This is a genomic window from Stieleria marina (assembly GCA_007741555.1).
Lineage (GTDB): Bacteria > Planctomycetota > Planctomycetia > Pirellulales > Pirellulaceae > K23-9.
Window position 1 is genome coordinate 4,054,676 of sequence record CP036526.1, and the last position, 17,011, is coordinate 4,071,686.

The window sequence follows — 17,011 nt, forward strand, 5'->3', positions numbered from 1 at the left end:
CAGCAAGCAGCACTTCGGCATACCGAAAGAGAAAAGTTCTTCGTATACCCGAACTCCGCGTCCGACACAGAAATCGGCCTGCCCACCTCGCGATAAAATTGAACCGTCATTCAGATCCATCCATCAGTTGCACCTCCAAGTCATTGCGAATCAAACCATGAACAAAATGTCAGCCGACAAGCGAATCGTTGACTGGCTATTGCGGGCAACCGATTTGGGCGCGTCCGATCTACACGTCGTCGCTGGTTTTCCTCCGACGGTGCGTGTTCACGGCAAACTTCAGCCTCTTTCGGACGAAATGCTTGATGGCCCCACCGCTCAGACGCTGCTCGAATCACTGTGTGACGAGGAGCAAACCCAACAGTTCCGAACCGCCAAAAACTTGGATTTCGCACCGGTGATCGATCGCACGACCGCGGAGGTCCAAAGCTCGATTGATCGCTGCATTGACAGCGATGGTTCTTGCAAAGCGCAGCGTTTTCGTGCCAACTATTTTTTAGCCGGCAGTCAGATCGGCGGATGTTTTCGCGTCATTCCCAATGAAATTCCCGATGTCTACTGGGCAGGTTTTCCGCCTGAACTAGCGGATACTTTGACCAGATTCCGTAACGGACTGATTCTTTTTACGGGGATCACCGGATCCGGCAAATCAACTTCGCTCGCAATGATGATCCGCCGATTGGTCGAAGCAGGAGGTCGACGAATCATCACGATCGAAGAACCGATCGAATACGTGTTTGATCACACGCATGGATCCTTGGTGACGCAGCGTGAAGTCGGTCATGATGTCGATTCGTTTGCCGATGGACTGAAATTCGGATTGCGGCAAGACCCTGACATCATTTTGGTGGGTGAAATTCGCGATCGCGAAACAGCACAAATTGCTCTCAGTGCCTCGGAAACCGGGCATCTTATTTTTGCAACGCTGCATACACGAGACGCGAAAGGAGCGATCAGTCGGTTTTCGGATTTGTTCTCACAAAGCAGTCAGTCCGAAGTTCGGTCCCAGCTCGCGCTCAGTTTGCGAGCGGTGATCAGCCAGCACTTATTGCCTAGTAGTCTGCCAGACCAAAAACGCGAATTGGCCCTGGAAGTCCTGTTCAATACGACCGCGATCGCCGCTGCCATTCGACAAGGTAAGGTCGAATCAATTGACAATTGTATTCAGACCAGCAAAGCGGATGGCATGTATTTGTTGGACGATTCGATCCGATCGCTGCTGCAGGAGAACCGCATCAGTCGCGAAACCGCGGAACAGTTCGTATCGGACCGGCGAAGTCTAAATTAGGGATTCAGTTGCATGCCGCTGCGACCAAATGTTCAGGCAACACTTCGGTCGCGCGGGCAAGCTATAATCTCAGGCTCGATTCGCCGCTGCAGGTTCGCACTTGCCCAGCACCAACTTGCTACGCCCCACTTGCCGCGAATCGGGCAGCCATCCCTCCCCCCCCCACCTTCCCACCTCGTTCCTTTCTGGTCGCCATGCCTTCCAAGATCCTTATTGGTCTGATTCTGATCAACCTTTCTGCGCTCCCTTTGTCAGCCGACGACTGGAAACTGCAACCTCTCCAATACAATTCGCCTGACTTAACCGTCGACCTCGGCGTGGGGCTCTGGGCTTGGCCGATGCCGATGGACTACGACAACGACGGTGACGTCGATTTATTAGTCGCTTGCCCTGACAAACCGTCCAATGGCGTTTACTTCTTTGAAAATCCGTCACAAGATCCCAGCTTGAAACAACCTGTGTTTAAACCGGGCGTTCGGCTAGGCAAAACGACGCACAATTTCCAAGTCAGCTACGTCGACGGCCAGCCTCGTATTTTGAAACCCGGCTACGAATTCCCTCGTGACGGATCGGGCGTGTTCAATTTTGATAAACCCAAAAAGATCTATCCCAAGACCAACGTTCACCAGAATGCGACGCGTGGAAACATGTGGCGTTACGTCGATTTTGATGGTGACGGTGACCAAGACCTGATCGTCGGTGCTGGCGACTGGACGGACTACGGGTGGGACCACGCCTATGACAACCATGGCAATTGGCGAAACGGTCCGCTGCACGGCTATGTCTATTTGATCACGAACACCAACAACGACGCATCGCCTAAGTATTCAGCGCAGCCAAAACGATTGCAGGCCGCCGGCGGCGACATCGATGTTTACGGTTGGCCGTCGCCGAATTTCGCGGACTTCGATGGTGATGGGGATTTGGATTTGCTGTGTGGCGAATTCATGGACGGTTTCACGTATTTTGCCAACACAGGAACACGTAAAGAGCCGGTCTATGCAGCCGGACGAAAACTGACGACTGCGGACGGAGATCCGCTCGTCATGCACCTACAAATGATCACGCCGACGGCCTTTGACTGGGACGGAGATGGCGACCAAGATTTGATCGTCGGCGACGAAGACGGTCGCGTGGCCTTGGTGGAACACACTGGTAAACAGAACGATTTTGGGCCCGTGTTTGCTGCCCCGGTGTATTTTCAACAACAAGCCGACACGCTGAAATTCGGTGCTTTGGCGACGCCCACAACCTGCGACTGGGACGGCGATGGTGACGAAGACATCGTCTGCGGCAACACGGCCGGTTCGATTGGATGGTTCCAAAACTTGGGCGACCACGAAGGCGGATTGCCAAAATGGGACGCACCTAAGTTGCTCGAAGCCCCATCCGGTAAACCCTTCCGCGTCTTGGCGGGTCCAGACGGTTCGATCCAAGGTCCCTGCGAAGCGAAGTGGGGCTACACGACGCTTAGCACTGCCGACTGGGACAATGATGGCGACCAAGACATCCTGTACAACTCCATCTGGTCACGTGTTGAACTTCTGCACAACGTAGACGGACACGTCGTAGAAGCGACGTTGTCCGGTTCTGAGCCTGACGCTGCGGCCGCCGAGTCGCCGCCAAAATGGTGCTGGTGGCAAACCAAATCCGGCGAATCCATTACCCAGTGGCGAACCACCCCAGTGGCCGTAGATTTTGACACCGACGGTGAACTGGACTTGGTCATGCTGGATCAGGAAGGTTTCTTGACGCTACGTCGCAAAGGAATGGCGGCAGAGCGGATTTTCGTCGACGAACATGGCGATGCGATCCAGCTGAATCGCCGATCATGCGGTGGATCCGGTCGAATGAAAATCGAGGTCGTCGATTGGGATGGCGACGGTCGGTTGGATGTTTTGGTCAACTCCGAAAACGCAACTTGGTATCGCAACTGCCACGACATCGACGGAAAACACTTATTGAAACGCGTCGGCAATCTGGCTCGCCGTAACGTGGCCGGACACACGTCCAGCCCAGCGGTCTGCGATTTCGACCGCGACGGAAAACCGGACTTGTTGGTGGGCAGCGAGAATGGCCGTCTGTACCACATCAAACACGACGACTGCATTGCTTATGCGGACGATCAGATCGAGCCGCAAATCCCTGGCGAAGCTTCACAGACCAAGTTTCCCGGATGGGTGAGCGATGACTTTGTGTTTACAAAAGCAAAGTTCCCGCAGTGTCACGCTTCGTCGATCTGCGAGACTTCACGTGGTCTGGTCGCGACTTGGTTTGGCGGAACAAAAGAAAAAGCCAAGGACGTTGGCATTTGGGTCAGCTACCACGACGGCACAAAGTGGAGCAATCCCAAGGAGTGGGCAAATGGTGTTCAGCACGATGGCCTACGACATCCATGCTGGAACCCCGTTTTGTACCAGCCGCCGGGAGATGCTCCGACGATTTTGTTTTTTAAAGTCGGACCGTCACCGAGCGAATGGTGGGGCGAGATGATGGTAAGCTACGATCGTGGTCGTACTTTCCGCGATCGACAACGGTTGCCCGAAACGATCGATGGACCAGTCCGCTGCAAACCGATCTTGCTTGCCGATGGAAAAACATTGCTTTGCGGATCGTCGACGGAGTATGACGGTTGGCGAGTCCACTTTGAACACGTCGGACTACAAAACGGAATCGTGGACGGCAAATGGAAACGCACCAAAGCCATCAATGACGGCAAGACTTTCAACGCGATACAGCCGACGATCTTGACTCACGACGACGGACGGCTTCAAGCACTGTGCCGGACCAAAGAAGGCGTGATCGCCAGCACGTCATCGATCGACGAAGGCAAGACGTGGTCCGAACTGACCACGACCAATCTTCCCAATCCGAATTCGGGTATCGACGTCGCTACGTTGTCGGACGGTCGGCACCTGATGATCTACAACCACTTGGGAAGCGGGAAATCGGGCTGGGGGCGCCGAGGAATGTTGAATTTGGCAATTTCCACTGACGGCATTGATTGGCAAAAGGTCGCCGTTTTGGAACAGGAAGAGAAGAGCGAATTTAGCTATCCAGCGATCGTCCAGTCCGCCGACGGACTCGTGCACCTGTCGTACACTTGGAAACGACAACGGATTAAGCACGTCATCGTCGATCCCGCAAAAATCGAAGCGGGTGACACTCTGTCGCTGGAGAGCTGGTGATGTCCGCTTGGAACTGCTTTCGATCACGCAGTGCAACCAAAGTCTGGCCTGCACTGGTCGCTTGCTTTGGTGCGTGCATCAGCGTTGGCGTTTGCCCGACCGCAGGCGCGGCCGCCGAGGGAAAGCCGCCCAACGTGCTGCTGATCGTTGCCGATGATCTAAATTGTGCCATCAGTCCGTACGGTGATCCGGTTGCTGTCACGCCGAATTTGCAGCAGTTAGCAGAACAGGGTGTGACGTTTCGCCGAGCGTATTGCCAACAAGCGGTTTGCAATCCATCGCGATCTTCGTTTCTAACCGGCTTGCGTCCAGACACGGTTGGCGTCGACGATCTGCGGAAAGGTTTTCGATCAACTGCACCCAATGGTGAGAACCTGATCACGCTTCCGCAGCACTTCAAGAACGCCGGCTATTTTTGTCAAAACATCGGCAAGATTTTTCACAACATGGGCGACACGACTCACGATCCTATTTCGTGGTCCGTCCCCGAAATTCTGCACAAAGGCACTCATGCCACTGACACTCACTTTGCGTTGTCGGCGGTTCCCGGGCAAAAACGCCCGTACAAGGCTCCGGTGACGGAACAACTGCCGATTCGGGACAACTTGTACCGAGACGGTCAAATTGCCGAAGCCGCTGTGCAGATGATCAACGACTATGATGCCAACGCACCGTTCTTTTTGGCGGTGGGTTTTTGGCGTCCTCATTTGCCGTTCGTGGCGCCAAAAAAGTACTGGGACCTGTATGATCCCGATCAGATTTCTCTACCTTACCCAAGTGCAGTGCCAGCCAACGCACCCGCAATTGCGTTGCACTCATCGCGAGAGATCAAGGGCTACGGGCTGGTGCCAAAGGACAGACCATTTACTCAGTCAGAGATCCGACATTACCGTCACGGCTACTACGCTTCGATCAGTTTTCTGGACTCACAGCTAGGCAAGATTCTGACAGCCTTGCGATCATCTGGTCACGATCAAAACACAATCATCGTCTTCCTTTCGGACCACGGTTTTCACGTCGGACAAAAATCACTGTGGGGCAAAACGTCGAACTTCGAACTCGATGCCCGAGTTCCGCTCATCATGGTGGATCCCACTAAGGAACAAACTGCCGGACAAAGCAGCGATTCGTTAGCTGAATTGATCGACATCTATCCCACGCTCGCAGAACTGACAAACACGCAATCCTCACTCGCGGCGAATTTGGAAGGCGAAAGCCTGGCGTCCGTTTTGATCGATCCGGGCAAATCCGTGAAGTCCGCTGCGTACACCCAGCACCAACAGCCGTTTTACGGAAAGCCAGAAAACTGGAAAGCTTGGGGGCGATCGGTGCGGACCGCGCGTTGGCGATTTACTCAGTGGACTTCCATCGATAACGGCAAGATGATCGCTCGCGAGCTCTATGACCACCAAACCGATCCGCACGAAGAAGCCAATCTGGCATCACTCTCCGAACACGCCGACACCGTGAACCGACTGCAAAGGCTTCTGACTTCTCAAGCAAGCGGCGATTAGCAAATGCGTCTTGCAATCGGGACCGTGGCCGCAAACTGTCCGGCGAATGCACGGAGCCAAAAGCAATACGGTTAGACGAACCAAGCCGACTGCCTTATCAAACACAAACGCAGTGTCTACTTCTCTGACAAAGGTGTGTCTCGAAATCGCTGATGGCAGTTTTGGCAATTCGCTTCGATGCGTTTTGCGATCTGGCTCAGCACGGACGGCGGTGACTCGGATCGGTCCTTGGGATGCCACTCGCGTAGCCTTGTCTCCAGCCTCCGAGCGTCTGCCGCGGATTCAGTCAGCATTTGCATTACCGCTTCGGGCCATTTCTGCACCACGTTATCCCGCAAAAGTTCGCGGAAGTGTTCTTGCAACAGCAGAGCTTGATGAGCGGGATCCAAATCCGGATGCGACTCTGGCGATCGCCAGTCTGCCGCGGCGATCGTCTGGAGATGATCGTAGGAGCGTTGAACTTCCACCATCGCTTCAGCCAACGCGTCGACTGTCGCAACCGAGACGAACTCAACTTCCAAGTTTTCCAGTACCTCACTTGCCAACGGAACTGCCGTCGCGGCCGACTGATGAAGCCCCCGATAGTTTTGGCTGGTGCCGGCCAGTGCCAACACCGACGCAGCATTCGAGGGCGGCATCAGACCAGCACCAACACATGCCACACTCGCTGCGGCCGGACTGCGGTGTTTGCCGTGGTGGCAATGAAAGTAAAACGGACCGTCGAGGTCTCGCACTGCTTTGGCAAGCTGCGTACGCCTTGCTTCCGAAATCCCATCGTAACCGTGGGGAAGGTGAACGTACCGAAGCCCATGCCGCAGAGCAGTCTCCGTATCAGGTTTTGCTCCGTCGACGGTAATGATTGTCTTGACGCCCAGCTTGGCCAGCTCCCTGAACGCCGCGTCGCCTTCGGGAACGCCGCCCGAAATGACACGAGCGTGAAGCTGAATGGGATTGGTTAGGTGAGGCGAGCTCAGTTTCCGAGGATAGCTGGCCGGCTGTGCTGTGCTGACGCTGGCATCGGGTTTTCGCTTCCCTGTTGGCGGAGCTGCGGAAGTATCGCCGACCGTCACCAGAAAGGCGAAACAAAGCAGGCAGCTCACAGCGTTGACAGTTGGCATCACGGTACCGGCGCAAAACAGGTCGATTCAAGAACCGACATTTTCCGCTAGGAGTGAAACGATTGCCAACGGTGAGAAGACAACTGCGAACGAAAAAAAACAAAAAGGAGTACGCCGCCGAGAGTTACGGCCAGTTCCAGTTCTCAAATGCGAACACCACTTTCCATCTGCGTACTTTCGTACGCAAGCATGACTTCACCACGCCAACACCCCATTGGCCGAATATCACTCGGCGTAAAAGCGTTCGCGACGGCAACGATGTCAGTGAGCCGCTGTTTGTTCAGGTTCAATCGTGACCGCCATGACCATAGGAGCTGAATTGTCGCTCCCTTTCACGAAATCGATTGACTTGATCGCCGTCTTTCGCTCAGGCTTTACCGTCAGGTAGCGAACTTGCTGTCCGCCTAAAGCAAACGCAAACTCACTCTCGGGCACGTCGACTCGGCGAATGTAGTCTGCGAAGTGGATCGCGTTCTTCAATTCGTGATCTTCGGTTTTCCCGTCGGCATAGTTTAGCCGAACAATCATCGAAACCGATTTGTCACGGCTAGATGGAAAGCTCCAACCGCCAACTCCACTGAGCAAGTGGATCGCTTTCGCCGGCGAATTGCAAGGCAGCGAAACGCTCCGAGGCATCTTTTGCGACTGCGAGCTACGGGGGCCATGTAGCAGGATGATGTTCGCCTTTGTTTTGCCAACAGGATCGGTTAGCTGAAACGGAATGCCCTTGAACATTTTCGGCTTCCAATCGGCAAACACCATGCGGTCGGGGCCATTGTCCGAATCGCTGAATAGGCCCTTGGTACTGATGGCCGTGGCGATCCGATCGATCGAAAGCGGAACGTACTGGCCCTTGGTCGTCAGGAATTCCAGCAAGTCCGTCATCGCATCCACTTTGATCGCACTCTCGAAACCTTCGGGCATGATTGACTTCGTCGACATGTTCAATTGTTCGATGTCATCGCGCAGGACACTCTTCCGTTTTCCTTCGGCGTCAAAAAGTTCGATCGCGGTCTTTGATTCGGACGCCAACATTCCGGTCAGAACGACACCGTCGACCGTGAGCACACTGTAGACGCGAAAATTTCCTTCAACATTTCGGCTCGGATCCAGAATATGAGTCAGCAGCTCCTTCTTGGGGTGGACCGCCATGCCAGTGAGGTTCGGACCGACATTGACGCCGATTTCGCCGTGCACGTGACACTTCGAACAATGCTCTTTGAAGAGTGCTTGACCTTTGGTTGCATCCCCGTCCCGCTGAGTGCTGACAAGGTACTTCTGAAGGACTTTTTCGCGATCGGCACTTGGTAGCGAACCGCCTTGCTGGAGCAACTTCTTTGCTTTCGATCTCACCTTGGCATTGGGGTGCGACGCAAGCGCCTGTTTCTGATCCAGTGCCAATTCATCGAGCGAAAAATCGCCCTTAGCCGCTGCATTCAGTAACGCCAATGTCGATGAGGGACGCTTAAGCAACTGCGAAAACGCGGTCTTCTTAAGCGCCGGCGTCATCGAACTCAAACGATCCACGATCTCGGATCCGATGTCATCCCACGTACTCGACTCCAGAGTCTGTAACAGTCCAACAGCCAAGTCAGGCGATGTCCGCGCAGTGATTTCGTCCAGGACATCTAACGCGATGGCTTCACCATTCGGCAGGAATTCGATCAGCTGTTTCGCCGCTGCAATCCGCGTCTTGACCGACGCGTCTTCGTCACTGACCACGTCGAGCAGACCTTCGGAAATTTTTTCCGCGTGCTTCTCCAATCGTTCGCTTCCCCATCCAATTGCTAGACGCACCAGCAACGATTTTGATTCGGGGCTTTGGTCGTCATCAATCCCGTCGACCAGTTTGACAAGTCGGCCTTCGATCTCCGAGGTCATCATGACTTTGCTATCTGGCTTCCAGCCTCGCTGCACGCCTTGCAACACTGCTGTCAGAACGGCGGGATCAGCATTCTGAAAACCGGCAACCATTTCGGCCAACCCGTCAGTGTTGTCGGCGCGAGCATGATGCTCGGCAACCCGGCTGATGATTGGCAAGGCTTGTTTGAGTCCCGTCTTCACACTGGCGACCGACTGCAGAAATCCACTGCTGTTGTGTGCTGCCGCGCTGGTGATTGCATCAGGCATCCAGCGGTCTGCCATGTCATCGGCACTGGCGATCAACTCCAGCAGTGCCGCAGCACTCTTAGCGTGCGAAGGCAAATCGGCCAGAGCAAGCACGGCGGCTAGACGCACATGAGCGTTTTCGTCTCGGTGCAGCTTCGACGTCAGCAGAGCTTGGACGGATGCGTTGGTCGGCGGCAAGACCTGAACGGCATTGCGGCGAACACCGGCCGATGGATGACTCAGTGCATCGAAAACCGCCTTGCTTGCTGCTTCGTGATTTCCATCCAACAGCCCCAAACCCTGTAACGTCCACAGTGCGTGAATCGCACCGACATTGAGCCCGATTTGATCGGTTGATTGGTCGCTGATCAACGCAAAAAGCAAGTCAGCAACCGCCGCATCCCCGCGTTCGACCAACAATCGCTGGGCGTGCTTGCGGACCAACATGGTTGGATCGGAAAGTGCCGCTACCAATTCACTTGCGTTTTGGTTTGCGTGAAGCCGAGTTGTTTTGGAAGTGGAGCCGTCTGCGACGACGCGATAGATTCGGCCGTGTTTCTTGTCGCGCAGGTCGGTCTCATAAGCGCGGCCCTTGCCGGTTTTAAACCCTTCGGGTGTCGGATTGTGTTGAACGATGTAGTTGTACCAGTCGAGTACCCAGACGTGCCCGTCCGGACCGACTTCGGCCATGATCGGCGCACTCCACTCGTCGTCGCTGGCTAACAAGTTGAAAGGGCTGGTTGAACTGAAATCACTTCCGGTTTCGTTCAAGACAAACGCTCCCACTAAGTGCCCGGTCGGACCATTGACGAAAGCGATCCGGTTCCAGAATTCTTGCGGGTACTCTCGCCCGGTGTACAGAGCGTGGCCGGCTGCGGCCGTGTAACCCCCGTGATGATCGACTTGACGAACCTTGTCGGTGATCGGTGCGAACGCATTGGTATCAGCAATCGACGACAGCGTCAGCGAACTCGCCCAGCCGCGAACACTTTCGTAATACCGATTAGCAATCGGCATGTAGATGCTGGGATTTCCGTTCGCGGTTGAACCAAAGATCAACCCTTCTTCGCTGATGCCAAGTCCCCAGGTGTTATTGTTGGTAGACCGAATGAATTCAATCTCGCTACCATCGGGCCGCATGCGAAAGAAACCCATGCGAAAACTCGCTTGAACCTCTCCGTCGACCGTCGGCTGGGAGTTGTTGTAGCCTTGCATGGCCCAAACCCAGTTATCCAATCCGTACTGAAAATTGCTGACGCCGCCATGCGTATCCCCCAGTTCCCAATTGCTAAACAACACCGTCCGCTCGTCCGCTTTGTCATCACCGTCGGTGTCTTTCAAATACAACGTCTCGGTGGCGTGCTGAACGATCGCGCCACCACGATGAAACGCGATACTGGTCGGGATGCTCAGCTGATCCGCAAACACCGTGAACTTGTCGGCCCGGCCATCGCCATCGGTGTCTTCGCAGATGCGAATTCGATCACGCCCTTTACCCGAAGGCTGTAGTTCGTTGGGATAATCGTAGGTCTCGGCGATCCACAGTCGGCCTTGTTCATCCCAAGCCATGCAGATTGGCTTGCCGACGATGTCCGGCTCCGATGCAAACAGCTCCACATGAAAGCCTTCGGGAACGACAAAGTGCTTCATCGATTCGGTGGGCTCGACCGGCAATTGCATCCGACTGGCAGGTTTGCCTTGGACACCCCATTTTTTAGACGGCGTGTAGTTGGGAATCTTATTGCCGACTTCCGCGTATTGGAACGGCTTCAAATCCGTCACCATTTCGTTCATCTTGGGAACCGGAAACGGCTTTTCGGCCAGGTAGTCGCCGGCGCTGGCAGGGTCATCTCCACTGGCCCAGCGGATGCCTCGTTCGACCAAGTTCTGAAATCCAGGACTCGTCCAAGTTCGCGAGTCGTGGCCCCACGCCGTGTAAAACACGCGACCGCTGCCGTGTGTTCGCACCCAAGTCCAAGGTTCGCGTCCTTCGCTATCGACGCGGTATTCCAGCACCGTACGGTTGTTTTCGTTGTGCAAGTGATGCACGTACGTTTCATCCCAGCTTTTGAATCCGCCGTAGCCGCGAATCAATTCATGATCGACGTCGGCCACCTCGGCTTGGAAAACTCCGGTTCCGTGGCGTTTGAATTGCGCCCCCATCAGAGCGACCAAATCTGGCTGATTGCGAAAACAGTACGTCGCACAGTGCAGCGGCACGAAACCACCTCCACCGGCAACGTATTTCAACAACGCGTCAGCCTGCTCTGATTCGATGGAGTCGATGTTGGCGTACAGAATCAGTGCGTCGTAACGATTCAGATTCGCAACCGTCAGATCGCTCAGTTGATCGGTGTACGTCAGCGCGATGCCGCGTTTGGCTAGCACCGGCTGCAGTTCATCAAAACGAGGTTTGGGTTGATGGTGCCCTTGATCTCCCAGATACAGAACTTGCAAATCAGACCCGTGGCAGGCGGATGCGAACAGGAGGACGAAAGCGACGAAACGAATCATGGAGGATGCCATCTTCTTGTGAATAGCCTTGGCTGCGAATACTCTGACAACGACTCTACCGGGACATTTTAACCGAGCGTGAAGTCCGGCAAGCGAACGACTTCGCCTCCTTTGACCGCAGATTCATGAGCACAGATGCCAACACAAGTCCAGTTGGCCGATGTCACTGCATTGGGTCGCGGATCACGGTCGTCGCGTATCGCACTGACAAATTCGTGAACCAAATGCGGGTGCGAACCGCCGTGACCACCGCCCTGGACGAACGACAAATGTTCGCTGTCGTGGATTTCTTTGGGGAGTGTGAACCGCTGAATCGGCTCTGGCAACAAGTTGGAAAAATCCGGCACGTCGACCTTTTCCGCAATCTCGTTTTCCGGTTTCTTGGCGGTGTGCATGACGTGCGGTTCGTTTTCGATCAGCGTCCACTCGAAACTCTTTTTGGTGCCGTACACATCAAAGCTCTCACGATACTGTCGCGCGACATCAAACAGTGCTCGCCAGATATGCGCCGTTAGATCAGTGTCTTTGATCTTGATGTGACAAGTCTCCACTGCAAACGGGCTGCCTGACTTTTCGGCGATGTCCTCTCGGACGGTTCCTGACCCGAAGCAACTGACGTATTCGGCCAACCCATCGACCAGGCCCAAGCATGGACTGACCACGTGAGTTGCGTAATGCATCGGCACCATTTTTTCCCAGTAAGCCGGCCAGCCATCCATGTCTTGCGGGTGCGACGCCGCAATGTGTTGGACTTTGCCAAGTTCGCCGCTGGCATACATTTGCTTGATGAACAAGTACTCGCGGCTGTACACGACCGTTTCCGCCATCATGTATCGAAGCCCGGTCTCCTGAACCTTTTCGACGATCTGGCGACATTCGTCCAACGTCGTCGCCATCGGCACCGTGCACATCACGTGCTTTCCCGCATCCAATGCTTGCAGCGACATCCAGGCATGGTCGCCGATCGGGCTGTTGATGTGAACACAGTCCACATCAGGATCGGCAAGCACTTGATCAAAATCAGTGTACCGTTTGGCGATTCCGAACTGGTCCGCCATCTTGTTCATCTCGGCTTCGTTTCGCCGACACACCGCGACAACTTCCGCGTCCGGATGGGCTTGATAAATTGGAATGAACTCAGCACCGAAACCGAGTCCAACCATTGCCATTCTGACTTTTTGCTCGCTCATTGTCTTTGTCTCGGTAGATCGTGTCGGGTTCGGATGGTCGTGCCGCAGAGGCAGACGGTTCAGTTTGCAATCGTATCGTTGGCCCAGCGAGGTACAATGAGTTAATGCACATTTGTTATGAGCTATTTTACGTGCCACAATCTCGCTCGGTTTGACTCATGCCTTCAAAAACGCTCCGCCGCGTCGCGCTGCTGATCGAAACATCCAACGCTTACGCCAGAGGCGTGTTGGAGGGCATCGTTTCATATACCCGCGAACAAGATCCGTGGTCCATCTACCTGCCCGAACAAGAACGTGGCGCGAAACCTCCGTCCTGGCTAAAAAACTGGAAAGGCGACGGCCTGATCGTCCGCATTGAAACCGACGAGATCGCCAGAATGGTCCGTCGGCTGAACAAGCCCGTGATCGACGTTAGTGCGGCCCGACGAGTTGAAGGAATCCCCTGGGTCGAAACCAACGATGAAGTAATCGCGCAACTGGCAATCGATCACTTCGTTTCGCGTGGATTCAAGCACTTGGCCTTTTGCGGTGACCCCGACTTTAACTGGTCACATTGGCGGCAGAACGCGTTTGTGCGTCAGATCCAGTCGCAGCCGAATTTGCACTCCGACATCTTTGAGGCAACGTCGCGTCGTCACCCGCAGTACTCTTGGAACCGCGAAAAAAAGCGACTACTGAAATGGATTCACTCGTTGCCCAAACCGGTTGGCGTGTTCGCTTGCTACGACATCCGGGCTCAACAAGTGCTTGATGTTTGCCGCGAAGCCAATATTAAAGTCCCCGATGAAGTGGCGGTGTTGGGCGTGGACAACGACCGCTTGCTCTGCAATCTTTGTTTTCCACCGCTATCGAGCGTCATTCCTGATGCGATTCGGACCGGACGTGAAGCGGCGCGACTGCTGGATTTACAGATGAACGGGGGCAACGTCAAACAGGAACGCCACTTGATTGATCCCAAAGGCGTCGCGACTCGGCAATCCACCGATGTGTTGGCAATCGAAGACACGGATGTGGCGACGGCGATCCGATTCATTCGCGAACATGCTTGCGACGGAATCAACGTGACGGATGTATTGAAACAAGTTCCCCTGACGCGCCGCGCGCTTGAACTTCGTTTCCAGACGCACCTAGGCAGAACTCCCCATCAAGAGATCATTCGCCAAAGGGTCGAACGAGTCCGAACGCTGCTGGTTGACACCGATTTGCCGCTCAAGACGATCGCTCGAATGACGCAGTTCGAACACGAAGAGTACATGAGCGTTGTGTTCCGGCGCGCCATGGGATCTCCACCGGGAAAATACCGCCGCGAACGCAAGCAATAAGCGGTTCCGTTCCGACTCGGGTTTCCACCGGCGACGTCAAGAGTTTCAAAGCAGCATTCACCGCAGCGTCGTTGCGAATGAATTCGATTATTGCTTGACGTTCAACGGCATCGAAATCAGCAACCCTGCCGTTCGCGGCTCAGTACTTTTGCGATGTTTGACGTGACACTTCAAGCACTGTGCTCCCAGGCGGATCGGGCCGGCAAATCGATAGCGACCTTTCTCCCACGCTTCGTATCTCTTATCGCCCTTTTTGAGAGCAATCACAGCTGATTTCTCAAACTCGCCTTCGGCCTGATGATCGACATTGATCAAGTCGGTTTCGACAATCAACCATTTCAGATCAACGTCGTACATTTTTGCCAATTCATCAAACACCTCCTCCAGCGATGCGGACGGGATTTCATGAGCGTCGTCTTCGTCAAAGAAATCACGATGAACCACCTGCAACGTCCCGCGCATCGATTCGTGAAGCAACATCGCACGGGCGCGTGCCTGGGCAACACTGTTCGCAGGGGCGATGGTTTTGGTATCCCTTTCAACGCGGCGTTCATCAGCACCAAGCGTCAACATGGTTGCCAGCAGGACGCCGAACAGAATGATCAGAGGATTGGATCTCAATTTTAACTTTCTAGTTTACGGAGGGTCACGATGGCTTCCTGCACGATTCGGTCGACAACTTCTTGCGCGTCGTCCACGCGAACCACTTGACCTGCAGATTGCCCTGCATACATCGCCAGTTTTTCCAAATCGCCCGTCATCGATCGCAGCGGAGAATCGGTACTCATCAAATAGATCGGCCTGCCTTCTTCTTCGGCAACTTGCCGACGTTCGATCAGATCGGGGAGATGCCCAAAGGGGTGCGGTTCGATCGCCGCCGTCGCTTCACTCTTCAACACGCGAACCGGTGAATGCGGAGGCCAGTTGAGCGCGAACGCATCGGTGTGAATGGTATCACCTGCCTGCGATTCGACAATCTTTTGCTTATGAATCGCGTGGGCGAACGATTCGGTGGTAGCAACAAAAACCGTTCCGCAGTGAATGCCTTGAGCCCCCAACGCCAATGCAGCAACAAGACTACGCCCGCTGGCGAATCCACCTGACCCAATGACGGGAATCGAAACCGCATCGACGACTTGCGGCAAGAGGACCAGCGAAGTCACTGTGTCGTGCAGGTGCCCTCCCGCCTCGACACCTTGTGCCACGATCACATCCGCGCCAGACGCTTCGGCCAGCACCGCTTGTTCCACCGTCCCGACTTGATGAACAACGACACACCCAGCGTCCTTTGCACGGCGAATCGCGTCTGGAACAACATGCCAAAAGAAAATCATTGCCGGGACATTCATTCGAATGCACTCGGCCAATTCAGCCTCAAAGAGACCAGCGTCTGTCGCGGAAGGAATTAGGTTGACCGCAAAGGGGCGATCGGTCAGCGAACGCACTTCGCCTATTTGTTGACGAATCAGTTCGGGTGATTCACGTACCATTCCAAGACAACCAAATGCTCCGGCATTGGATACCGCAGCGGCAAGTTCCGCGCGAGCGACGCCGCCCATGCCAGCTTGCAAAATGGGATACTGACATCCCAGCAGATCACAGACCGCTGTTTTCAAGGGCGTCGGGTTAGTCATCCACAAAACTCCTTCAGGTGTTCACGTTGCATTTCTGCGGCGCGGACGTTGATTGACACAAACCAAAACTGGTGGTTCACATCGAATGTGATGACCAACTGCAATTACGCAATTTTTTGCGATCACGGCTTTTTCGCAGGCACGTCCCATCGAATTTTGTAAAGTCGCTCGTCGGCCAACGTGATCGGCGGGGCGTCTTTGAAACGGATCGAGTGACTCCACCATTCGTCCGCCAGTGCTTGATGAAACACGATGCGTTTGCTGATGGGGTGCACATCAACAGACTTAATCTTTTTGCCCGATCCGAATCCGGCGACGACGGTGAATGTTTTGTCCGTGGTGTCAAATTGCAGCACCTGAGTATTGGTGGTCACGAAAAGGTTCTTGCCATCGTGAGCTGGTGACAAATCATGTCCGCCGGACGAAGGCAATGGGTGACGCTCCGCGACAACCCAAACCGGTGAAGCGGCTTTTCCTTGCGGTTTGATCTCAAGCAGTTCATCGGTCCCCAAAGCCCACAGTCGTGTTCCCGCAGCGTCCCAAACGGTCCCGTGAGCGCCGCGAAGCGGAATCTTGAAAACCGCGACCGCAGGACGAGCGCTGTCGTTTTGAGAAAAGAACTCAACGGCATCACCCGATGTGCTGGCTGCGACTGCGATCTGATGATCAGGAAGCAAGCATGCACTGTGCGCGTTAGCCACTTCCGCCAAAAACACGCACCGCTTCGTCGTGCGTTCGATCAGTGCTACTCCGCGCGATGACGATGTGATCAACATCAAGTCGTTTTCGTAAGGTTTGCAATCGTCGGTTGATCGGAACCGGGACCGGAAGGCTTCGGGAATCGACGGAGAGTCGCTGGCCGTCCAACTCCAAAGATCCTGCGAAGGCTTCGCCGGGTCGACGACAAACACTTTCTCTGCCCCACAACAAATAATCTTTGCGGCGTCGGGCGAAACGGCATACAAATCGTGACAGATTAGCGCGAACACAAATGCCGCGGAAATGAAAATACGAATCGAAGTCATCATAAATTGCGGCTGTCTGTAGGTGATGGGCAAACGCTATTGAGAGAAAACAGGGAACGCGGCGGATTCGTTGACTCTCAGGAATGACTCGGCGGAATTACGTTGAACC

General features: G+C 54.6%; 10 protein-coding genes. 4 read left to right on the forward strand and 6 right to left on the reverse strand.

Annotation, left to right across the window (positions count from 1 at the left end; translation table 11 throughout):
• Positions 1–157 precede the first annotated feature (157 nt).
• The 3 genes from K239x_RS14555 (at position 158) to K239x_RS14565 (ending at position 5,990) form a co-directional block, all read left to right on the forward strand.
• On the forward strand, positions 158–1,288 hold the full coding sequence (locus K239x_RS14555; RefSeq protein WP_145418884.1) for a type IV pilus twitching motility protein PilT: 1,131 nt from the start codon (positions 158–160) through the stop codon (positions 1,286–1,288).
• Positions 1,289–1,482: 194 nt separating this feature from the next.
• Complete coding sequence (locus K239x_RS14560) at positions 1,483–4,476, forward strand: exo-alpha-sialidase (RefSeq protein ID WP_145418886.1); 2,994 nt, start codon at positions 1,483–1,485, stop codon at positions 4,474–4,476.
• Positions 4,476–5,990: a sulfatase gene (locus K239x_RS14565; RefSeq protein ID WP_145418888.1), complete on the forward strand. Its 1,515-nt coding sequence runs from the start codon at positions 4,476–4,478 to the stop codon at positions 5,988–5,990. Before K239x_RS14560 ends, K239x_RS14565 begins: the two co-directional genes overlap by 1 nt.
• A 116-nt stretch (positions 5,991–6,106) precedes the next feature.
• Here the strand turns inward: K239x_RS14565 and K239x_RS14570 are convergent, their stop codons facing one another.
• From K239x_RS14570 to K239x_RS14580, 3 genes are all read right to left on the reverse strand, one after another.
• A complete protein-coding gene (locus K239x_RS14570) occupies positions 6,107–7,108 on the reverse strand; it encodes a protein-tyrosine phosphatase family protein (protein WP_145418890.1) in 1,002 nt (333 codons plus the stop codon).
• Positions 7,109–7,369: 261 nt separating this feature from the next.
• Complete coding sequence (locus tag K239x_RS14575) at positions 7,370–11,731, reverse strand: PVC-type heme-binding CxxCH protein (protein ID WP_419188962.1); 4,362 nt, start codon at positions 11,729–11,731, stop codon at positions 7,370–7,372.
• Between the two features lie 68 nt (positions 11,732–11,799).
• The gene (locus K239x_RS14580) at positions 11,800–12,921 is read right to left on the reverse strand and encodes a Gfo/Idh/MocA family protein (protein WP_145418894.1); all 1,122 of its coding nucleotides are present in this window, start codon (positions 12,919–12,921) and stop codon (positions 11,800–11,802) included.
• Positions 12,922–13,079: 158 nt separating this feature from the next.
• On the opposite strand from K239x_RS14580, the gene K239x_RS14585 reads away from it, so the two are divergent.
• Positions 13,080–14,243, forward strand: coding sequence for an AraC family transcriptional regulator (locus K239x_RS14585; protein WP_145418896.1), 1,164 nt, complete (start codon positions 13,080–13,082; stop codon positions 14,241–14,243).
• A gap of 87 nt (positions 14,244–14,330) precedes the next feature.
• On the opposite strand, the gene K239x_RS14590 is transcribed toward K239x_RS14585, so the two are convergent.
• The 3 genes from K239x_RS14590 to K239x_RS14600 all read right to left on the reverse strand — a co-directional run bounded on the left by K239x_RS14590 (position 14,331) and on the right by K239x_RS14600 (position 16,905).
• Positions 14,331–14,864, reverse strand: coding sequence for a c-type heme family protein (locus tag K239x_RS14590; protein ID WP_419188963.1), 534 nt, complete (start codon positions 14,862–14,864; stop codon positions 14,331–14,333).
• A 2-nt stretch (positions 14,865–14,866) separates the two neighbouring features.
• Positions 14,867–15,877, reverse strand: coding sequence for an NAD(P)H-dependent flavin oxidoreductase (locus K239x_RS14595; protein WP_145418898.1), 1,011 nt, complete (start codon positions 15,875–15,877; stop codon positions 14,867–14,869).
• A 122-nt stretch (positions 15,878–15,999) separates the two neighbouring features.
• Entirely contained in the window at positions 16,000–16,905 is a 906-nt protein-coding gene (locus K239x_RS14600) for a DUF6528 family protein (protein ID WP_145418900.1), read from the reverse strand.
• Positions 16,906–17,011 lie beyond the last annotated feature (106 nt).